Below are 23,006 nucleotides of genomic sequence, written 5' to 3'. Positions count from 1 at the left end.
ACCATGAAAAATTAATTAAATCTATGGATTCAAGTAATAAATTATTTCTTTTAGACGCTTATGCACTGATATACCGGGCATATTACGCCTTTATCAAGAACCCAAGAATCAATTCCAAAGGATTCAACACTTCAGCTATACTGGGTTTTGTAAACACCCTCGAAGAAGTGCTGAAAAAAGAGAATCCCACTCATATAGGAGTAGCCTTCGACCCTGCAGGACCTACCTTCCGCCACGAAGCTTTCGAACAATATAAAGCGCAGCGTGAAGAAACTCCGGAAGCGATCCGCCTTTCCGTACCTATTATAAAGGATATTATTCGTGCTTACCGCATCCCTATTCTGGAAGTTGCAGGCTACGAAGCCGACGACGTGATAGGTACGCTTGCCACCGAAGCCGGTCGCCAAGGTATCACCACCTATATGATGACTCCCGACAAAGATTACGGGCAGTTGGTAAGCGACAAGGTATTTATGTACCGTCCCAAGCACACAGGAGGTTTCGAAGTGATGGGTGTTGAAGAAGTGAAAGCCAAGTTTGACATTCAGTCTCCGGCACAAGTGATTGACATGCTCGGACTGATGGGCGACTCTTCGGATAATATCCCCGGATGTCCCGGAGTAGGAGAAAAGACTGCCCAAAAACTAATTTCTGAATTCGGAAGCATCGAAAACTTATTAGAGCATACCGACCAACTGAAAGGTGCACTGAAAACAAAAGTGGAAACGAACCGGGAAATGATTACTTTCTCGAAATTCCTCGCCACGATTAAAATCGATGTGCCCATCCAACTTGAAATGGATTCTCTTGTCCGCGAAGAAGCAGACGAAGATTCACTTCGCAGCATTTTCGAAGAACTGGAATTTAGAACGCTCATCGACCGGGTACTAAAAAAAGAGGTTTCCGGAAATGGAATAACCTCCACTCCCAAAAGCAAAGTAGCCACCGGAAAAAGCGCCCCCTCTCCTCTTCCACTTTTTCCCGAAGAAGGAGGCGGAATACAAGGCGATTTGTTTGCGAATTTCACGCCCAATGAGCCGAATGAAGCAAAAAAATCGAATCTAGAGACGTTAGAATCGCAGTCACGTAACTACCAACTCATTGATACAGAGAAGAAAAGAAGAGAAATTATTCAAAAGTTACTTACATCGAAAATTCTCTCATTAGATACGGAAACTACCGGGACCGAACCAATGGATGCCGAATTGGTCGGAATGAGTTTTTCCATTGCCGAAAATGAAGCATTTTATGTTCCTGTTCCATCAGACCGGGACGAAGCGTTAAAAATCGTAAAGGAGTTCCGCCCGGTCTTCGAAAATGAGAATTCGTTAAAAGTCGGACAGAATATCAAGTACGATATGATCGTTCTTCAAAATTATGGTGCAGTAGTAAAAGGTCCGCTTTTCGATACGATGATCGCTCACTATGTTCTTCAACCGGAACTTCGTCATGGCATGGATTACCTGGCAGAAATTTATCTGCATTATCAGACCATCCATATTGACGAACTGATAGGCCCCAAAGGAAAGAATCAGAAGAACATGCGCGACCTCGACCCGAAAGATGTATATCTGTACGCTTGCGAAGATGCGGACATCACTCTGAAACTGAAAAACGTATTGGAGAAAGAGCTGAAAGAGAATGACGCCGAACGTTTATTCTATGATATAGAAATGCCTCTTGTTCCGGTATTAGTCAATATCGAACGGAACGGAGTATTGCTAGACACGGAAGCACTGCAACAATCATCCGCTCATTTCACCGCCCAGATGGAGCAAATCGAAAAAGAGATTTACGAACTAGCTGGTGAGACCTTCAACATCGCTTCACCCAAGCAAGTCGGCGAAGTCTTGTTTGACAAGCTGAAGATTGTAGAAAAAGCGAAAAAGACCAAGACCGGGCAGTATGTCACCTCGGAAGAAGTGCTCGAAAGCCTCCGGCATAAACATCCTGTGGTAGAAAAGATTCTGGAACATCGCGGACTGAAAAAGCTATTGGGCACGTATATCGATGCGCTTCCCCTACTTATCAACCCACGCACAGGAAGGGTGCATACCTCTTTCAACCAGACTGTAACCGCTACGGGACGCCTTAGTTCAAGTAACCCGAACTTACAGAATATCCCTATCCGCGACGAGAATGGAAAAGAAATCCGTAAAGCATTCATCCCCGATGAAGGCTGCCTCTTTTTCTCTGCCGACTATTCACAGATCGAATTGCGTATTATGGCACACCTTAGCGAGGATAAGAATATGATTGATGCTTTCCTTAGCAACCACGATATTCATGCTGCCACCGCTGCCAAAATCTATAAGATTGATCTGAAAGATGTAGATTCCGACATGCGCCGTAAAGCCAAGACTGCCAATTTCGGTATCATCTATGGCATATCCGTATTTGGTCTTGCCGAACGGATGAATGTAGACCGCAAAGAAGCCAAAGAACTAATCGACGGTTACTTTGAAACTTATCCGGGAGTGAAAGCCTATATGGACAAAAGTATTCAGGTGGCCCAGGAAAAAGGTTATGTAGAAACAATTTTCCACCGGAAGCGCTTTTTGCCGGACATCAACTCCCGCAATGCCGTTGTACGCGGATATGCGGAACGAAATGCCATCAACGCCCCTATCCAGGGAAGTGCGGCAGATATTATAAAAGTAGCAATGGCACGTATCTATCAACGGTTCCAAGCCGAAGGAATACAAGCCAAAATGATCCTGCAAGTACATGACGAATTAAATTTCAGCGTTCCCGTCAATGAAAAAGAGCGCGTAGAAGAAATTGTCATTGAAGAAATGGAGAAAGCATACCGCATGCACGTCCCCTTGAAAGCAGATTGCGGATGGGGCAAAAACTGGCTTGAAGCACATTAAACCATTAAGTGAATAAAGGCCAGCTTAATAAGGAATTGCTATCTTTTAGATACTAATTGCGCAGGGAGACTCCACCTTATCCGGGGTTTCCGCTTACAAAATAGAAGCAAGTATGGATAATAACATTATTTAACTCATTATCCAGAAAGCTAGAAAAAGGAATCCTTTTTCGACGAAGTGATTCATTCTATATCCGGCAGATTGACTGCCGGATATTTTTTTGTCACCAATCTTGGCAAAAAGCAACCCATCTCCGACCCTACATCTTGACATTTTGACAATATTTTATCTTCAAAAATGCATAAATACCAAATTAATATGTAGATTTGCAGCGTAAAACCAATGCATTTGATAGACAAATGAAAGTATAACTCAAAAACTTAAATAGCCATGAAAGCAAAAGTATCTTTAAAAATGTTCGTTTTATCTGCAGCTCTTCTTGTTGTGTCGCTTGCTACTTCTGCACGTAGCTACGATAATCAATTGATTTATAATCCAATCGAAGAGAATGGTATGACAGTGGGACAGACCGTTTACAAAATGGACGGAAACACACTTGCCAACTACATGAAGTACAACTACAAGTACGATGACAATAAACGTATGATTGAAAGCGAAGCCTTAAAGTGGAATAGCAACAAGGACGAATGGGAAAAAGACCTACGCATCAACTATACGTATGAAGGCAAGACCGTTACCACCAATTATTATAAATGGAACGCTAAAAAACAAGCCTATATACTGGTACCCGAAATGACTGTTACGATGGATAATACAAATATGTAACATAAACTCTCTCTCATTCTAATATTCTAACAAAAAAGATACGCCGCTTCTGCTGAAGAAGTGGCGTATTGCAATTTATAAGGTCTACATTACAAAACAAAGAAACGTTCTTGCAGTTCTTTCAGATAACTTCGAGAAATCATCAAATCGTTTTTATCGTGAAAAGGTGGATAGAGTTGGCAACACTTACCATCAATCATTGCCAAATAATTAACATTTACAATAGCCGATTGGCTAATCTGCACAAAAGCTTGTGAATAACTGATAATATCTTCTGCTTTTGTATTCCGCTTCAAATTCAGGCGAGTCTGATTAAACAAGACTACCTGCCATTGACGTTTATCTTTCAGATACTCAAAAAAGCCGATTTCTTCCAGGCGTAAAAGCTTGAAACCCGTCACTGTGCTAATCATAAACATGCCTTGTTGTGGCATTAATGCACTGATAGAAGAGGCAAAAGAAGGCAAAAGAGGAAGCGCAGCAGAGGTCATTGCCTTCCGGTAACGCTCCATAATCACTTTCAGGTCTTCCGCCTCAAAAGGCTTTAACAGGAAGTCGAAAGCCGACTCACGCAATGCCTGAAGCAAGTATTTATCATAAGAGGTGTAAAACACCACCTTCATATCCCACAAAATATCCTCTCTAATTTCACTTAGCAGGTTAAGCCCCAATGTATCCGGAAGCTCCACATCGAGAAACAATAAATCCGGATGCAACTCCATAATCATCTTTTTACCCTTTGCACCATTCCCTGCAATTCCTTTTACTTCAAATTCACGATAGGGCTCTAACTCGCGGCGCAAAGCATCAATCGCTGTACGTTCATCGTCAACGATGACTACCTTATACTTTTCTTCTGTCTCCATCATAAATCATAAGAAAAACGAAACGGGATATATACCGACACTTCCGTACCGGTTTGTCCATCGCTTCTGTTGGTTATATTAAAACGTATTTTATCACTCTTGTTCTTTGTATTCAGTAATTGAATGGTCTGATACAACACTTTCAATCCTGTACCAGTACCCCGTGTGGCGGAAACTACCTGCGGGAGATACCCGCGTCCGTTGTCGGTAACCGTTATGCGAATCCCATTTGTTTCACGGGAAACATATACCATTAGCTCCTTTTTTCCGTCCTTTCCCGCCAGTCCATGTTTAATAGCATTCTCCACCGGAATTTGCACAATCATAGATGGAATCATGATGCGGGTTGCATCTAAACCGTCCTCCACCGTGATTGTTGCGACAAAATCTTCTCCGACACGTCCACGTTCCAGTTCGATGTATGTACGGACGAAATCCAGTTCGTCTTGCAAAGATACGCTCAATTTCTCGGTAAGTTCGAGGCTACGACGGAGATATTTCACCAGTTCCATCAGATTATGTTTCACCTCTTCCGAGCCGTTAAACTGATTGATCTCACGTCCCAGTACATTAAAAGTAAAATGAGGAGAAATCCGGCTTCTCAAATTCTCCATGCGGACACGGTTGATTTGCTGGAAGAAACGCTGGCGAAGAAACTCCCTCTTTTTACGCATATACCAGACAACTACCACTACCCCTGCCACAAGCAACACGCAGACAAGTACCCAGATAGATACGCTCAACTTGAGCACTCTCATCTCTGCCGCCTGTCGCTGAATCTGCATTTCTTTACGAAGCACGATTGTATCTTGCCGGTAGCGCATATCCAGTTCGGCAACACGCATCTGTACTCGTTCGCTACGAATGGAATCATCCAGATGACAATCGCGTTTCAGATACTCATAGGCATGGCGGTAATCACCAATCTGCTCAAAATAATGTTGTAGATACTGATTGCGTATAGTCAGCATATTAGCGTCAAGATGCCCGACAGGAGCAGTCCGGGCAATCATTGTTTTCGCTTGAGCTATATTTCCTTTCTTCAATGCCAGTTCAATCATCTGGGTTTCGATGTAATGTACGGCCGAGTTATGCTGTATATCGGAGAAGAATCGATAACTCTCGTCCAGACAGACCTGTGCGGAGTCCAGTTTGTCAGTCAGCAGGTACAATTCTCCCAGGTTTACTTTAATAAAATTCTGTTCAAACACCATCTGCGGATAAGAAGAGACAAGCACATTGGCCCTGCGCATATACTTCAAAGCTTCCTGATAGTCTTTCCGGTAATAATAATGATTACCGCGATTGTTGAGATAAGTCCATCGTTCGCTCACGTTCATCTCATCGAAATACTGTCCGGCCAATTCATAGTAATGATTGGATAAATCGAAATCCCGCAGTTCCATATAGGTTTGCCCTAATCCGTAGTAGACAGGGAATTTCGCGTGCTCGGACAAGTTTAGCGAATCACAGAGAAACAGGGCACGACGATAATACGAAGCAGTGTGTGCCAAGTCACTGCGATGCAGGTAGGCATCAGCAGTATTGATACAAATATCCGGGAGCAGGTGCAGTTTTTTTCCTTTCAGACGATATTCGTAAGCTTTCTTATAGTCGGTAATTGCAGAATCAGGGCGGTTCAGTTGCATCCACACGTTGCCTTCGATATTATAAACATCGGATAATACATCATTCCATTGTGGAGATTGGAGAGATTCAGAAGATTGGGAAGCATTGCGGAAAAATTCCTTTACCCGGCGATTGTAATAGAGTATAGAATCAAAATCGGAAGAGACAAAGAATGTTTTCCCATAAAGGGCAAGCAAACGATAGTAAACCTGGGAATCTTGCGCCTGTGTCAGTGCGTCAAGCACCTGTGAGCGGGAATAATGCACATTGGAAAACAAAGAATCCTGTACACGAACTTCCAGAGAATCAACCAACACCTGTTCGCACGAAGAGTTATTGCGGTGTCTATCAGCATATCCGCAACTCAACAACATCAACAACCCCAACAGTCCAAATAGTTTCATAGCAGTCTTCCGATTCATCAGTCCCCTTATTCATGTCATGTTTTGAATGTGACAAAAATACATTATTTATCCTGAATCCCAGCGAATTTTATTATTTTTTTTAATACCTTTGTGCCCATATAAATATGAGTAACTGACCTAATGAGTCCACTGAACTTCACCCACATTTTGACACAGGCAGTCGATGAGCTATCGGAAAGCGAATCTTATAAAGGACTGTTTCATCAGCACAAAGATGGCGAACCACTGCCCTCTGCTAAAGTCTTGTATGAAATTATTGAGCTTTCACGCTCCATTCTCTTCCCCGGATATTACGGAAATTCTACTATTAACAGCCGGACAATTAATTATCACATCGGCGTCAACATTGAAAAATTGTTTGACTTACTTTGTGAGCAAATCCTGGCCGGATTGTGTTTTAGCACTTCCATAGAGGGGAAATGCAACGTCTGCTCCGACTCGAAACGGGAAGAGGCAGCACGTCTTGCTGCTAAATTTATCAGTAAGTTACCCGCCATGAGAAGAATACTGGCAACCGATGTGGAAGCCGCCTATAACGGTGACCCGGCTGCCGAAAGCTATGGGGAGGTAATTTTCTGCTATCCGGCTATTAAAGCGATCAGCAATTACCGTATCGCGCATGAACTGCTGGAACTGGGCGTTCCTTTGATTCCCCGCATCATCACGGAGATGGCGCATAGCGAAACGGGAATTGATATCCATCCGGCCGCAAAGATTGGCACTCACTTCACTATCGACCACGGTACGGGTGTCGTTATCGGTGCCACGAGTATTATCGGAAATAACGTCAAGCTATATCAGGGCGTCACTCTGGGAGCCAAGAGTTTCCCGCTGGATGCCGACGGAAAACCAATCAAGGGAATCCCCCGCCATCCGATCCTGGAAGACAATGTGATTGTTTATTCCAACGCCACTATTTTGGGAAGAATCACCATCGGACGTGACGCAACCGTAGGCGGTAATATCTGGGTAACGGAGAATGTTCCTGCAGGAGCAAGAATCGTACAAACTAAAGCAAAAAAATAAAATCAAAAGAATCTATATGAGCGAACAATTCGAGATGATAGCCAAGACTTTCCAGGGACTGGAAGAGATACTTGCAGAAGAACTGACAGCATTAGGAGCCAACGACATTCAAATAGGACGCCGCATGGTTTCATTCACAGGAGATAAACGTATGATGTATAAGGCGAATTTTTGCCTTCGCACCGCCATCCGTATCCTGAAACCAATTAAAAACTTTACAGCCAAAGATGCCGATGAGGTTTATAATCAAATACAGGCTATTCCATGGGAAGAATATCTCGATGTGAACAAGACGTTCGCTATCGATGCAGTAGTATTCAGCGATGAGTTCCGCCATTCGAAATTCGTTTCGTATAAGGTGAAAGATGCGATTGTGGATTATTTCCGTGATAAAACAGGAAAACGTCCGTCGGTACGTATCAACAATCCGGATGTACTTCTGAATATTCATATTGCACAGACTACCTGTACGTTGTCTTTGGACTCGTCTGGAGAATCACTTCACCGTCGCGGTTATCGCCAGGAAGCAGTAGAAGCCCCGTTAAATGAGGTATTGGCTGCCGGCATGATTCTAATGACCGGATGGCGCGGAGAATGTGATTTGATCGACCCGATGTGTGGTTCGGGTACTATCCCTGTTGAAGCGGCACTGATTGCTAAGAATATTGCTCCGGGAGTATTCCGTAAAGGGTTTGCTTTTGAGAAATGGGTAGATTTCGATGCGGATATGTTCGATGAGATTTACAATGATGACAGTCAGGAGCGCGAATTTGCTCATAAGATTTACGGATACGATAACAATCCGAAAGCTAATGAGATTGCGACTCACAATATAAAAGCTGCTGGCGTATCGAAAGACATCGTGTTGAAGCTACAACCGTTCCAGCAGTTTGAACAGCCACAGGAGAAGTCGATTATCATCACTAACCCGCCATACGGTGAACGTATTTCCACTAATGATTTGCTTGGACTTTATCAGATGATCGGTGAACGTCTGAAACATGCGTTTGTAGGAAACGAGGCATGGGTGCTTTCTTATCGGGAAGAGTGTTTCGACCAGATTGGTTTGAAAGCAAGTCAGAAAGTTCCTTTGTTCAATGGACCGTTGGAGTGTGAGTTCCGCAAATATGAGATTTTTGACGGAAAATACAAAGAGTTCAAGAGCCAGGAAGAGGGAGAAGAAAAGAAAGAGGCTGAAGGAGAACAGGCTCCAAGATTTAGAGAAAGAAAAGAATTTAAGCCACGCCGCGAAGGTGAGTTCAAACCGCGTCGGGATGGTGAATCCAGACCTCGCAGAGAGGGAGAATACAAGCCGCGCAGAGAAGGTGGTGAGTTCAAAGGTGGTGATGGAAGAGATAGAAAGCCACGGGGAGAATTCCGTGGAGGAAGAGATTCGAGAGGGCCAAGAGAATTTAGGGGGAACCGGGAGCCGAGGATTCCGAAGAAGGAAGAGGAATAAACCATTCAATAGTTAATGACACATTATAACATCACACACTCATTAACACCCTGATAACCAACTTGAGGTCACAAATTGCAACCTCAAGTTCAAATAACATTTTCGCCAATAAGCTATCTATGATAGCAACCAATTAAAGAAAAAATGAACGACATTGTTATCATTGAAAATAAAATTTATGAGATCAGAGGTCAAAAAGTTATGTTGGACTTTGATTTGGCGGAGATGTATGAAGTTACCACAGGTAACTTCAATAAAGCCATTAAACGAAACATCGAACGATTTCCTGCAAGATTCATGTTTCAATTAAATAAAGACGAGTTCAACTTGATATTCCAAAATGGAATATCAAGTTGGGGTGGTACTCGCAAAATGCCTTACGCTTTTACAGAACAAGGTGTAGCAATGTTATCTGGAGTTCTGAAAAGTCCCCGTGCTATTGAAGTCAGTATTAATATTATGGATGCCTTCGTCCACATGCGTCAATACCTACTCTCCCATGCTCCGAAACAGGAATTGGAAGAATTGAGGAAAAGGATTGAATACTTGGAAGAGGACATATCCTCCGACAGAGAAAGCTACGAGAAGCAATTTGACGACCTATTCACCGCTTTTGCCAAGTTGAGTGCTGCCATTCAAATAAAGCAGACTCCCTTGGACAGAGTAAAAATAGAAGGATTTAAAAACAAATAATAAAGAAAAGAGCAATGAGTAAAATTGGAAAAAGAGCCATGCTTTTATTGTTGGCACTACCAATCGGATTCAATGTTATGGCACAAGAAACCAAAAAGCCGACACTGGAAGAATTGATTCCGGGTGGCGAGAGTTACCGCTATGCAGACAACCTGTACGGACTGCAATGGTGGGGTGACGAATGTATCAAGCCGGGCGTAGATACCCTTTATTCTATCCAACCCAAAACGGGGAAAGAAACAATGGTTATCACTCGTGAACAGATCAACAAAGTGCTTGAAGAGAACAAGGCAGGAAAGTTATCACACCTGTATTCCGTCAGTTTCCCATGGGCCGATAAGCCACAAATGCTATTCAAGATAGCAGGAAAGTTCATTGTATATGATTTCAAGAACAATCAAGTTGTCAGCACTCTCAAACCCAAAGACGGAGCAGATAATGAAGACTATTGCGCAGCCAGTGGAAACGTGGCATACACGATAGGTAACAATCTGTATGTAAACGAGAAAGCGGTAACTAATGAACCCGAAGGCATCGTTTGCGGACAGACTGTACACCGGAATGAATTTGGTATCAACAAAGGCACTTTCTGGAGCCCGAAAGGTAACCTGCTCGCTTTCTACCGTATGGACGAGAGCATGGTGACACAATACCCGCTTGTAGACATCACTGCACGCGTAGGCGAAGTGAACAATGTACGTTATCCGATGGCAGGCATGACGAGCCATCAGGTAAAAGTAGGCATTTACAATCCTGCCACAGGCAAAAGCATTTATCTGAACGCAGGTGATCCCACAGACCGTTATTTCACCAATATCAGCTGGTCACCGGATGAAAAAAGCCTCTACCTGATTGAAGTAAACCGTGACCAGAACCACGCCAAACTTTGCCAGTACAACGCAGAAACAGGAGAGCCGATGGGCGTTCTCTACGAAGAAATGCATCCTAAATATGTGGAGCCGCAAAACGCAATCGCATTTTTGCCGTGGGACCCTACCAAGTTCATCTATCAAAGTCAACGTGACGGCTACAATCATCTTTATCTCTTTGATGCCGATGCAACTAACATGAAAGGTGAAACTTATAACAGTGCCAACGGTGGTACTTATTTCCAGGCCGGCAAAGTCAAACAACTGACCAAAGGCAACTGGCTGGTCAGCGACGTCCTGGGATTCAACACAAAGCGTAAAGAAGTCATCTTCACAGCCGTAGAAGGCTTGAGAAGCGGACATTTCGCTGTAAACGTGAGCAATGGAAAGATAAGCCAACCGTTCGAGAACTGCAAAGAAAGCGAACATAGCGGCATGCTTAGCGCTTCCGGCACTTATCTTATCGACCGTTATTCAACAAAAGACCAGCCTCGCATCATCAACCTGGTAGACACCAAAAACTTCAAAGAAACAGCCAATCTGCTGACTGCTGAAAGCCCTTACGAAGGCTACCAAATGCCAAGCATCGAAACCGGAACAATCAAAGCGGCAGACGGCACCACCGACCTGCATTATCGCCTGATGAAACCGGCCAACTTTGACCCGGCCAAGAAATATCCCGTCATCGTATACGTCTACGGAGGTCCTCACGCGCAATGCGTCACCGGAGGATGGCAGAACGGCGCACGCGGATGGGACACATACATGGCAGGTAAAGGCTATATCATGTTCACCATCGATAACCGTGGCAGCAGCAACCGTGGACTGGCATTTGAAAATGCCACCTTCCACCGTCTTGGCATCGAAGAAGGTAAAGACCAGGTAAAAGGCGTTGAATTCCTGAAATCCCTCCCCTACGTAGACAGCGAACGCATCGGCGTACACGGATGGAGCTTCGGAGGACACATGACTACCGCCCTGATGCTTCGTTACCCGGAAATATTCAAAGTAGGCGTTGCCGGAGGCCCGGTAATCGACTGGGGGTATTATGAAGTGATGTACGGCGAACGCTATATGGATACACCGGAAAGCAACCCGGAAGGCTACAAAGAATGTAATCTGAAAAACCTTGCCGGCCAACTGAAAGGTCACCTATTGATTATTCACGACGACCACGACGACACCTGCGTGCCACAGCACACCCTGTCGTTCATGAAAGCCTGTGTAGATGCCCGCACTTATCCCGACCTGTTTATCTACCCGTGCCACAAGCACAACGTAGCAGGACGCGACCGTGTACATCTGCATGAGAAAATCACCCGGTACTTTGAGCAGAACTTATAAAACTGACAAAGACACCACCGTATCCATACGAATCATAGATAACAGTATAAATCCATAACAATACAAAGATGAAGATATTATTACTAGGCTCGGGCGGCCGCGAACATGCACTGGCATGGAAAATTGCCCAAAGTCCGAAAGTTGAAAAACTATACATTGCTCCGGGAAATGCCGGAACAACTGCCGTAGGCGAGAATGTCAACATCAAAGCAACCGATTTTGAAGCAATCAGTGCTTTTGCTCTAAAAGAGAACATCCAAATGATAGTAGTAGGCCCCGAAGATCCGTTGGTAAAAGGAATCTACGATTACTTCCAAAACCGTCCGGAGCTAAAGCATATTGCCGTGATCGGTCCTTCGGCTCAAGGAGCACAACTGGAAGGCAGCAAGGAGTTTGCCAAAGGCTTCATGATGCGCCACAACATCCCGACAGCCCGCTACAAAAGCATTACTTCCGAAAACCTCGAAGAGGGCCTCGCTTTCCTCGAAACGTTGGAAGCTCCCTACGTATTGAAGGCTGATGGCCTTTGTGCCGGGAAAGGAGTTCTCATCCTTCCTACGCTGGATGAAGCGAAGAAAGAACTGAAAGAAATGCTCGGCGGCATGTTCGGTTCCGCATCGGCAACCGTTGTGATTGAAGAATTCTTGAGCGGTATCGAGTGCTCTGTATTCGTACTGACAGACGGAGACAACTACAAAGTCCTCCCTGTGGCGAAAGACTACAAACGTATCGGTGAAGGCGACAAAGGATTGAATACAGGCGGTATGGGTAGCGTAACTCCGGTTCCGTTTGCTGATGAAGTATATATGGAGAAAGTACGCACACGTATCATCGAACCGACCATCAATGGTCTGAAAGAAGAAAAGATCACCTACAAAGGTTTCATCTTCCTCGGTCTTATCAAGGTGAAAGGTGAACCGATGGTTATCGAATACAACGTCCGCATGGGCGACCCGGAAACAGAAAGCGTGATGTTGCGCATCCAAAGCGACTTCGTAGAGTTACTTGAAGGCACAGCGGCAGGCAACCTGAACGAGAAAACACTAGTGATGGACCCACGTTCGGCCGGCTGCGTCATTCTTGTCAGCGGCGGTTACCCCGAAGCCTACGAAAAAGGATTCCCCATCAGCGGACTGGAACAGGCTGCCACCACCGACAGCATCATCTTCCATGCCGGAACAGCCATGAAAGACGGACAAGTGGTGACGAACGGAGGACGTGTGATTGCCGTTTGCTCTTACGGTGCAACGAAAGAAGAAGCACTGGCACAGAGCTACAAAGTGGCAGACATGATCGACTTCAACAAGAAGTATTTCCGCCGCGACATCGGATTCGATTTGCAAGAAACAACCTGTAATGATACGCCACGGCAGGCATAAATCCCCTATTTGCACAGCATATAGATCCTACAAAGCGATGATATATGCCCGCCGGGCGGCAAAAGAACTGACAGACAAATGAGAAATAAAAGACTACAAAGTCAAGTGACGGCAGGACGGTGGACCCTGCCTGCCGTTATCTTTATCTGCGCCCTATGCTGGGTGTTGACTTACTTTTTATTTCCCGACTCCATAGCCTCAACAACACCCAAGGACAGCTCTTCTTTCTTGCAATCCACCCGCGATCTACTGCTTCCGGGATGGGCAGAACGAATTGTCAGCTTTCTGGTTTACGCAATCATCGGCTATTTTCTGATAGAATTGAACAACCAGTTCAGTATTATCCGCATGAGGGCTTCCATGCAGACAGCTATTTATTTCCTGCTAGTCACCGTCTGTCCGGGAATGCATTTACTATACATAGGAGACATTGTCGCCCTCGGTTCTCTTATTTCCATTTATTTTCTGTTTAAAAGCTATCAGCAAGCTCAAGCTGCGGGCTATCTATTCTATTCCTTCTTCTTTATCGGAGCGGGAAGTATTCTTTTCCCACAGCTCACCATCCTCTCGGTGCTTTGGTTGCTCGAAGCCTACCGTTTCCAGTCGCTCACTCCGCGTAGTTTCTGCGGCGCGCTGCTCGGATGGATGCTGCCCTACTGGATGCTGTTCGGACACGCCTTCTTCTATAACGAGATGGAGTTGTTCTACCGCCCTTTCAACCAGCTATTAGCTTTCGGAGAAGTCTTTAACTTACAAATCCTTCAACCCTGGGAATTGGCTATACTGGGCTATCTGCTCGTGATGTTTATCGTCAGTGCTGTCCATTGCATCGCTGCCGGATTTGAGGATAAGATACGCACACGTGCCTATCTCCAGTTTTTGATAGACCTGACGCTCTTCCTGTTCCTGCTGATTGCCTTGCAACCGATATATTGCAGTGCCCTGCTGCCTTTGCTTATCATAAGCAACAGCATCCTGATCGGGCATTTCTTTGTACTGACCAATAGTAAAAGTTCAAATGTGTTCTTTATCATTTCATTGGTCGGCCTCATCCTCTTATTTGCTTTTAATATATGGACGCTTTTGTAGATTCAACGATACAACTCCTCATAGAATGGGGACTTCCGGGATTATTCATCTCGGCTTTATTGGCTGGGAGCATCGTGCCTTTCAGTTCCGAACTGGTACTGGTGGCCTTGGTGAAGCTCGGCCTGCCCCCGATAGCCTGTCTGATATCCGCCACTCTCGGCAATACAGTAGGCGGAATGACCTGTTACTACATGGGACGTCTGGGCAAAATCAGCTGGATTGAGAAATACTTCAAGGTAAAGAAAGAAAAGGTAGACAAAATGGTGAAATTCCTGCAAGGGAAAGGGGCATTGATGGCATTCTTCACCTTTCTTCCTGCCATTGGCGAGGTGATCGCCATTGCACTGGGATTTATGCGAAGCAACACATGGCTTACTATTGTTTCCATGTTTGTCGGCAAACTGATACGTTATATCCTTCTCCTGTATGTGCTCGAAAGTGCCTGGGATGCTATGGCGGGATAGAGGTCTTTTTTAAGTATTAAGTATTAGGTATTAAGTATTAAAGATTGAGTGATGGAAAGAATAATTGAGAGAACCGATGACGGGAGCGCTACTCTGTTTGTTCCGGAATTGAATGAACATTATCATTCGACGAAAGGGGCACGCACGGAGTCTCAACATATTTTCATCGATATGGGGCTGAAAGCCTCTCCTGCCGCTACTCCACGTGTTCTTGAAATCGGCTTCGGGACAGGATTAAACGCTTGGCTCACCCTTGAAGAAGCGGAAAGAAGCAGACGAAATATACACTATACAGGACTGGAACTCTATCCACTAGACTGGCAGACAGTAGAACAGCTAGGGTATATCTCCAGCGATGAGCAGCTTACCATACATCGGAAGCAAACAACAACCGATGAGCAATTTACCCCGAATGATGAAGAAGAACAACAACCGGCTATCGAATTGTTTAAGCAGCTTCATACATCGCCCTGGGAGAAAGACGTGCAGCTTACGCCACACTTCACCTTACGAAAAATAGAAACGGACGTCAATCAATGGATAACGGGAAAGAAGGAAGAGTCAAAAATGAACAGCACCAACAACAATGCAGTCATTTCTCAATACTCAACTTCCAATACTCCGTTTAATACCATCTATTTCGACGCCTTCGCCCCGGAAAAGCAACCGGAAATGTGGTCGCAAGAACTATTCAACCGCCTCTATGTTTTATTAGATAGAGACGGAATTCTGACTACCTACTGTGCCAAAGGTGTAGTACGCCGAATGTTGCAGACAGCCGGATTCACAGTAGAACGCCTCCCCGGACCTCCGGGTGGTAAACGGGAAATATTACGGGCCCGGAAACAAGAGTAGAAACAAGATAAGATTGAAACCCCGAAACAGAAAAAATCATGAAACAACAACTAAAAGATATGAGAACACTTTTCCTTCTTGGTACCTGCCTCCTGATAGCAGCCTGCACAGGACGTTCCTCCCAGGCAAGTAACGATGACGAGACAAAGCCGGTGATAACCGTCACACTGGAACCGCAACGTTATTTCACCGAGGCTATTGCCGGAGATAAATTCAAAGTAGTCAGCATGGTGCCCAAAGGTTCCAGTCCGGAGACATACGATCCTATCCCCCAGCAACTTGTTTCTTTAGGAGACAGCAAAGCCTATTTCCGCATCGGGTACATCGGTTTCGAACAAACCTGGATGGACCGCCTAATGAACAATACTCCCCATATCCAAGTGTTCGACACCTCGAAAGGAATCGACCTCATACTCAATAATGATGACCATGGCCATGCCCACGGCCACAACAGTCACGACGGCCATATCCACGCCGTAGAGCCACACGTATGGAATTCTACCGGTAATGCTTTAATCATCGCCGGAAACACCTACAAGGCCCTTAGTCAACTGGATAAAGCAAACGAACCATATTATAGAAACCGTTACGATTCTCTCTGTCAGCGCATCCAGCACACCGACAGCCTGATTCGCCGGCAACTCTCCACCCCCGAAGCAGCCAAAGCCTTCATGATTTATCATCCGGCCCTCTCCTACTTCGCCCGCGACTACGGATTGCATCAGATTTCGATCGAAGAAGGAGGCAAAGAACCCTCTCCCGCTCATCTGAAAGACCTGATAGACGTCTGTCAGGCAGAAAATGTAGGCGTTATCTTCGTTCAACCGGAGTTTGACAAACGCAATGCGGAAACCATCGCGCAACAAACCGGAACGAAAGTGGTCCCTATCAACCCGTTAAGTTATGACTGGGAGGAAGAGATGCTGAATGTAGCCAAAGCCCTTGCGCCGCAAGCTGCCACCAAATAAACGTATAAAGAAAGAACCAATCAAGCCCTTTCCAATGATAAAACCAATAATCGAAATAAAGAATCTTTCCGCCGGATATGACGGTCACACTGTTCTCCACGATGTTAATCTAAGCATCTACGAACGGGATTTTCTAGGTATTATAGGTCCGAACGGAGGCGGCAAAACAACGCTTATAAAGTGCATCCTCGGTTTGTTAAAACCAACCGGAGGGGAAATTATATTCCATACTCCCGAGAAGGCTCCCATAAGAACATCTACGGAAGGGACTTCGACAGAAACATCTGCCAAAAACTCCCACCAAAGTTCTTCCGCGAAATCCCAGCTTTTCCTCGGTTACCTGCCGCAATATAGCACCATAGACCGGAAGTTCCCTATTTCCGTGGAAGAAGTGATCCTGTCCGGATTGAGCATACAGAAGTCGCTCACCTCCCGGTTCACTCCCGAACAGAGAGAGAAAGGCAAACAGATTATCGCCCGCATGGGATTAGAAGGGCTCGAAAGCCGTTCTATCGGACAATTAAGCGGTGGACAACTGCAACGTGCCTTGTTAGGACGTGCCATCATCTCGGACCCTGCAGTGTTGATTCTCGATGAACCCAGCACGTATATCGACAAACGTTTCGAAGCACGCCTTTATGAGTTATTGGCTGAAATCAATAAAGAATGTGCCATTATCCTTGTCAGTCACGACATTGGCACTGTATTGCAACAGGTAAAATCCATCGCCTGTGTCAATGAAACACTGGATTACCATCCGGACACGGGCGTCACTACCGAATGGCTGGAAAGAAACTTCAACTGCCCCATCGAGCTATTGGGACACGGCACACTGCCTCATCGGGTTTTAGGGGAACATCATCACCATCATTAAAGGATACACATATTCAATATCCCAAACATATATATACAGCAACCCAAGTATTAATACCTGAAATCTCAACCATTAACAGCTGATATTACAAGTGTTAACACCTAACGTCCAAGCTATTAATAGTAAACTTCCGTTGTATTAATAGTAAACTTGTTCTTCTCTAACAGGAAAGTTATGATTGACTAAGGATAATCTATAAACGCAAGTTACGTTTATAAAATTGAAAGCTTTGTTTTTATAATTGCAAGTTTCATTTATAAAAACAAAACTTGCAATTATAGTTTATGACTAATGAAAAGGAAGTTTGTTATTAAGGCAAAAGAAGTTCACTAACAGGATAAAGGAAGTTTATCTCTAATACACCAGAGCTTATTTATTAAAGGACTAAAAATAATTTCCTTACTTGCCAACACACAAGTTCCCGCCTTCCGGAAGAGTGAAAGAGATAGTAAATCACCCCTCCGTTACTTAATATTTCTTACTTTCTTCCTCATTATCCTTACAAATCACTATCTTTGCGACCTCATAATTTGTTTTTAACGAATAAACTACGATAGTGCTAATGAAACAGTACAGAACCGTAAACAACCTTATGGGTTGGCTTACATTCATCATTGCGGCAACCGTCTACTGCCTGACAATAGAACCGACCGCAAGTTTCTGGGATTGCCCGGAGTTCATAACCACCGGCTATAAACTGGAAGTCGGACACCCGCCCGGCGCACCTTTCTTCATGCTAGTGGCGAATCTGTTTTCTCAATTTGCTTCCGACGTAACAACTGTTGCTAAAATGGTGAATTACATGAGTGCCCTCATGAGTGGCGCCTGTATCCTGTTCCTTTTCTGGAGCATCACCCACCTGGTACGCAAACTGATTATCACTGACGAAAACAATATCACCAAAGGACAGCTTATCACAGTGATGGGTAGCGGACTGATCGGTGCACTGGTTTATACATTCAGTGACACATTCTGGTTCTCGGCCGTGGAAGGTGAAGTATATGCCTTCTCCTCCCTGTTTACCGCTGTTGTTTTCTGGTTGATTCTGAAATGGGAAGACGTAGCCGACCAGCCGCACAGCGACCGTTGGATTATCCTCATCGCCTATCTGACCGGATTGAGTATCGGTGTGCACTTATTGAACTTGCTTTGTCTGCCTGCCATCGTATTGGTATACTACTACAAAAAAACACCGAATGCTACCGCCAAAGGTTCGTTAATAGCGCTATTAGGTTCAATGGTGCTCGTTGCAGCCGTGCTTTACGGCATCGTACCGGGTATCGTGAAAGTAGGCGGCTGGTTTGAACTGTTGTTCGTCAACGGACTCGGAATGTCATTCAATTCGGGCGTAGTGGTTTATATCATTCTGCTTGCGGCCGCTCTGATCTGGGGTGTATACGAAAGTTACACCGAAAAGAACAAAACGCGCATGGCTATCTCCTTTATCCTGACGATCGCTTTGCTGGGTATCCCATTCTACGGACACGGAGCCAGCAGTATCATCATCGGTATTTTGGTTATTGCCGCACTGGGACTTTATCTTGCTCCGAGTGTACAGGCTAAAATCAAAGAGAGATGGCGTATCACCGCCCGCACCATGAACACAGCATTGCTGTGCACCATGATGATCGTAATCGGGTATTCTTCTTACGCACTGATCGTTATCCGTTCTACTGCCAACACTCCGATGGACCAGAACTCACCGGAGGATATATTCACCTTGGGCGAATACCTCGGCCGTGAACAATACGGAACCCGTCCGCTCTTCTACGGCCCTGCTTTCTCTTCGAAAGTGGCACTCGACGTAAAAGACGGCTATTGTATTCCGCGCCAGTCGGAAGCAGGAAGCAAGTTTGTCCGCAAGGAAAAGACTTCTCCCGACGAAAAAGACTCTTATATCGAACTTCCCGGACGTGTGGAATACGAATATGCGCAGAATATGTTTTTCCCGCGTATGTACAGCTCGTCACACGCACCACTCTACAAGCAATGGGTAGACATCAAAGGACACGACGTTCCTTACGACCAGTGCGGAGAAATGGTAATGGTGAACATGCCTAACCAATGGGAAAATATCAAATTCTTCTTCTCCTACCAGTTGAACTTCATGTACTGGCGTTATTTCATGTGGAACTTTGCCGGACGACAGAACGACATACAGGGTAGCGGAGAAATTGAACATGGCAACTGGATCACCGGTATTCCGTTTATCGACAACTTGCTGGTAGGTAATCAGGAACTGCTTCCGCAGGATCTCAAAAACAATAAAGGACACAACGTATTCTACTGTCTGCCGCTGATTCTCGGCTTAATCGGACTCTTCTGGCAGGCTTATCATAGCCAGCGGGGTATCCAGCAATTCTGGGTGGTCTTCTTCCTGTTCTTCATGACAGGTATCGCCATCGTGCTCTACCTCAACCAAACCCCTGCACAGCCCCGTGAACGAGATTACGCGTATGCCGGTTCGTTCTACGCCTTTGCCATCTGGGTAGGTATGGGAGTGGCAGGTATCATCCGCATGCTGCGAGAATACTGTAAGATGCAGGAACTTCCGGCAGCTGTACTGGCTTCAGTACTCTGTTTGTTCGTCCCCATCCAGATGGCGGGACAGACTTGGGATGACCACGACCGTAGCGGACGCTTCGTTGCCCGCGACTTCGGACAGAACTACCTGATGACCTTACAGGAAAAAGGAAATCCGATTATCTATACCAATGGTGATAACGATACTTTCCCATTGTGGTACAACCAGGAAACGGAAGGCTTCCGTACAGATGCCCGCACCTGTAACCTAAGTTACTTGCAAACAGACTGGTACATCGACCAAATGAAACGTCCGGCCTACGATTCCCCGTCGCTTCCTATCACTTGGGACCGTGTGGAATATGTGGAAGGACAAAATGAATATATCCCTATCCGTACGGAAATGAAGGCCTTTATCGACAGCTATTTCAAACAGGCAAACGAACTGGCTGCACAGGGAGACACTACCATATTATCACTCGTTCACTCCATTTTTGGTGAGAATCCATACGAATTGAAGGAAATCATCAACCGTTGGATGCTCGGTAAGAACGACCAGTTGAAAGAGCTTCTCAAAAAGACTGGAAAAGATATCCAACTGCCGCTTATCCCTACGGACAGCATCGTAATGAAGGTGGACAAAGAAGCCGTACGCCGCTCCGGCATGAAGATACCGGAAGCTCTGGGCGACTCTATCCCCGAATACATGACAATCACCCTTAGAGACGCCAACGGCAACCCGAAACGCGCCCTCTACAAGAGTGAACTGATGATGCTCGAAATGCTTGCCAATGCCAACTGGGAACGTCCTATCTATATGGCAATCACCGTAGGAAGCGAAAACCATCTGGGCATGGGCAACCACTTTATGCAGGAAGGTCTTGCCTACCGTTTCACACCATTCGATACGGACAAACTGGACAGCAAGATAGACAGCGAAAAGATGTATGACAACCTGATGAACAAGTTCAAGTTCGGCGGTATCGACAAACCGGGTATCTATATCGACGAGAACGTGATGCGTATGTGCTACACGCACCGCCGTATCTTCACGCAACTCGTAGGCCAGCTTATCAAAGAAGGCAAGAAGGATAAGGCACTCGCCGCACTCGACTACGCCGAAAAGATGATTCCGTCATACAACGTACCGTACGACTGGGCAAACGGCGCCTTCCAAATGGCAGAATCTTATTACCAGCTGGGACAGAACGAGAAAGCTAACAAGATCATCGACGAGCTTGCCAACAAATCGCTCGAATACATGATCTGGTATCTTAGCCTGAACGACAACCAGCTTGCCATCGCCGGCGAAAACTTCGTGTACAACGCCAGCTTGCTTGACGCCGAAGTCCGCTTAATGGAAAAATACAAATCAGAAGAACTCGCGAAACATTACTCCACGCAACTCGACCAACTTTATAACGAGTACGTGACAAGAATGAAAGGGAAATAAATAGTAAGTATTAAGTATCAGGTATTAAGTATTACCATAGGCGTCCGATATGTTTTCCGCATGGATCATACTTAATACTTATTACTTAATACTTGTTTAACACAGACTCTCATGTTTATAGAACAACCACCTTGGCTTTTCCGGGCGTTGTATCCACAAGCTATCTTCCGGATGGATCCGAATGAACGGGCAGTCTATCTGACTTTTGACGACGGCCCCATCCCTGAAGTAACTCCCTGGGTACTGGAAGTATTGGAAAAGCATCATGTTAAAGCTACCTTCTTTATGGTAGGCGACAATATACGCAAGCACCCGGATGAATACCGGATGGTGGTAGAACACGGACACCGCATCGGTAACCATACCTTCAACCACATCCGTGGATTTGAATATTCTAATCCTGATTACCTCGCAAACGCCAGAAAGGTAGACGAAATTATTCATTCCGATCTCTTCCGTCCGCCACACGGACACATGGGGTTCCGGCAGTATTATACCTTGCGCTATCATTACCGCATTATCATGTGGGATCTCGTAACTCGTGATTATAGTAAACGGATGCGCCCGGAACAGGTATTGAACAATGTGAAGCGCTATGCACGCAACGGTTCCATCATCACTTTCCATGATTCGCTGAAGTCCTGGAACAACGGTAATCTGCAGTATGCACTTCCTCGTGCCATTGAATTCCTGAAAGAGGAAGGGTATGAATTCAAGATGTTATAGAAAGTCTCCAATGAGCCAAAAAGCTCCCTGATAAGAAGATAAAAATATAAGCCGAGGTCTTGTGCCCCGGCTTTTGTAGTTTAAGGCCTGTTTCGTGCCCGAAATTGGGAGATCGCTCCTCTTTCTTATAAGATGTCAGTATAAGCGCATTTCGCCCGGCAAAGGGAAAAAAGAGGGCAAAATAACCGATATTCAAAAAGTTTCTGATTCACATTACCCTTTCCATCCGTATTTTTTTATACATTTGCAACGGTCTCTTCCGCAGAAAGCCTCCGGGTGGCGAGGGAGAGATGTTTATATTGAGAAGACGTTTACAAGCGTTTGTCATTTATGTTCAAAACTTCGCAAACTTTGACCTATCGGAATGACTAACAGCAACAAAGACGTCCTCCTGATGTGTATTTATATAGGGATATTCAGTAAATGTTCCTCTTTCTAAAAAATCAAGAGAAAAGCTTTGCTTTACGTGAGCTTTTCTCTTGATTTTTTCGTTCAACTCTCCCAGTCTTCTATCTTTTTTGTAGAATATTGTTTACATATTCTTATTTTTTCCTTCCCACCCATGCATTATGTACATGTCTTTTTTAGGGGAAGTTAAAACCTCTCCTGTTTTTCCTGTTATTTTAGTTAGATTATGCTGCCTTTCTTTTTTTCTTTTCGACCTTTTCTATCATACATACCGCATTGGCTGTATGTATCCCAAAG

General features: G+C 45.1%; 16 protein-coding genes. 14 read left to right on the top strand and 2 right to left on the bottom strand.

The genetic code is table 11. The features are described 5' to 3' along the window. The first annotated feature begins 23 nt into the window (after positions 1-23). The gene (polA, locus tag HMPREF0106_RS01340) at positions 24-2,873 is read left to right on the top strand and encodes a DNA polymerase I (RefSeq protein WP_009041168.1); all 2,850 of its coding nucleotides are present in this window, start codon (positions 24-26) and stop codon (positions 2,871-2,873) included. Between the two features lie 390 nt (positions 2,874-3,263). After that, positions 3,264-3,659, top strand: a complete 396-nt coding sequence (locus HMPREF0106_RS01345; RefSeq protein ID WP_004313726.1) for a DUF3836 domain-containing protein — start codon at positions 3,264-3,266, stop codon at positions 3,657-3,659. An 89-nt stretch (positions 3,660-3,748) separates the two neighbouring features. Here the strand turns inward: HMPREF0106_RS01345 and HMPREF0106_RS01350 are convergent, their stop codons facing one another. Together HMPREF0106_RS01350 and HMPREF0106_RS01355 are read right to left on the bottom strand one after the other, a co-directional pair. Further along, positions 3,749-4,528, bottom strand: a complete 780-nt coding sequence (locus HMPREF0106_RS01350; protein WP_004313725.1) for a LytR/AlgR family response regulator transcription factor — start codon at positions 4,526-4,528, stop codon at positions 3,749-3,751. Continuing rightward, complete coding sequence (locus HMPREF0106_RS01355; RefSeq protein WP_009041167.1) at positions 4,525-6,576, bottom strand: histidine kinase; 2,052 nt, start codon at positions 6,574-6,576, stop codon at positions 4,525-4,527. Before HMPREF0106_RS01355 ends, HMPREF0106_RS01350 begins: the two co-directional genes overlap by 4 nt. 123 nt (positions 6,577-6,699) lie before the next feature. Between HMPREF0106_RS01355 and HMPREF0106_RS01360 the strand changes: the two genes are divergently transcribed. The 12 genes from HMPREF0106_RS01360 (at position 6,700) to HMPREF0106_RS01415 (ending at position 22,301) form a co-directional block, all read left to right on the top strand. Beyond that, the gene (locus HMPREF0106_RS01360; protein WP_004296704.1) at positions 6,700-7,605 is read left to right on the top strand and encodes a serine O-acetyltransferase; all 906 of its coding nucleotides are present in this window, start codon (positions 6,700-6,702) and stop codon (positions 7,603-7,605) included. A 16-nt stretch (positions 7,606-7,621) separates the two neighbouring features. Continuing rightward, positions 7,622-9,064 carry a class I SAM-dependent RNA methyltransferase gene (locus HMPREF0106_RS01365; protein ID WP_004313722.1) on the top strand — a complete coding sequence of 481 codons (1,443 nt, stop codon included), beginning with the start codon at positions 7,622-7,624 and terminating at the stop codon, positions 9,062-9,064. 144 nt (positions 9,065-9,208) lie between these two features. Further along, entirely contained in the window at positions 9,209-9,757 is a 549-nt protein-coding gene (locus tag HMPREF0106_RS01370) for an ORF6N domain-containing protein (protein ID WP_004313721.1), read from the top strand. A gap of 14 nt (positions 9,758-9,771) precedes the next feature. Continuing rightward, positions 9,772-11,970, top strand: coding sequence for a S9 family peptidase (locus HMPREF0106_RS01375; RefSeq protein WP_008641600.1), 2,199 nt, complete (start codon positions 9,772-9,774; stop codon positions 11,968-11,970). A 68-nt stretch (positions 11,971-12,038) separates the two neighbouring features. After that, complete coding sequence (gene purD / locus HMPREF0106_RS01380; RefSeq protein ID WP_008641599.1) at positions 12,039-13,349, top strand: phosphoribosylamine--glycine ligase; 1,311 nt, start codon at positions 12,039-12,041, stop codon at positions 13,347-13,349. A gap of 78 nt (positions 13,350-13,427) precedes the next feature. Further along, positions 13,428-14,438 (top strand): hypothetical protein, encoded by a 1,011-nt coding sequence (locus HMPREF0106_RS01385; protein ID WP_009041166.1) that lies wholly within the window; start codon positions 13,428-13,430, stop codon positions 14,436-14,438. Next, positions 14,423-14,902 carry a YqaA family protein gene (locus HMPREF0106_RS01390; protein ID WP_008641597.1) on the top strand — a complete coding sequence of 160 codons (480 nt, stop codon included), beginning with the start codon at positions 14,423-14,425 and terminating at the stop codon, positions 14,900-14,902. Before HMPREF0106_RS01385 ends, HMPREF0106_RS01390 begins: the two co-directional genes overlap by 16 nt. Positions 14,903-14,953: 51 nt before the next feature. Beyond that, positions 14,954-15,757, top strand: a complete 804-nt coding sequence (gene mnmD, locus HMPREF0106_RS01395) for a tRNA (5-methylaminomethyl-2-thiouridine)(34)-methyltransferase MnmD (RefSeq protein ID WP_008641595.1) — start codon at positions 14,954-14,956, stop codon at positions 15,755-15,757. A gap of 38 nt (positions 15,758-15,795) precedes the next feature. Next, positions 15,796-16,725, top strand: coding sequence for a metal ABC transporter solute-binding protein, Zn/Mn family (locus HMPREF0106_RS01400; protein WP_009041165.1), 930 nt, complete (start codon positions 15,796-15,798; stop codon positions 16,723-16,725). A 34-nt stretch (positions 16,726-16,759) separates the two neighbouring features. Continuing rightward, complete coding sequence (locus HMPREF0106_RS01405) at positions 16,760-17,599, top strand: metal ABC transporter ATP-binding protein (RefSeq protein ID WP_009041164.1); 840 nt, start codon at positions 16,760-16,762, stop codon at positions 17,597-17,599. A 562-nt stretch (positions 17,600-18,161) separates the two neighbouring features. Further along, entirely contained in the window at positions 18,162-21,575 is a 3,414-nt protein-coding gene (locus tag HMPREF0106_RS01410) for a DUF2723 domain-containing protein (protein WP_008641593.1), read from the top strand. A 111-nt stretch (positions 21,576-21,686) separates the two neighbouring features. Then, the gene (locus HMPREF0106_RS01415) at positions 21,687-22,301 is read left to right on the top strand and encodes a polysaccharide deacetylase family protein (RefSeq protein ID WP_008641592.1); all 615 of its coding nucleotides are present in this window, start codon (positions 21,687-21,689) and stop codon (positions 22,299-22,301) included. The last annotated feature ends 705 nt before the right edge of the window (positions 22,302-23,006 follow it).

Origin of the sequence: Bacteroides sp. D22 (assembly GCF_000163675.1) — a bacterium.
In the GTDB taxonomy this organism is placed as follows: Bacteria; Bacteroidota; Bacteroidia; order Bacteroidales; family Bacteroidaceae; genus Bacteroides; species Bacteroides xylanisolvens.
The sequence above is the reverse complement of the archived record's forward strand: the minus strand, read 5'-3'. Positions and strand labels throughout refer to the sequence as shown.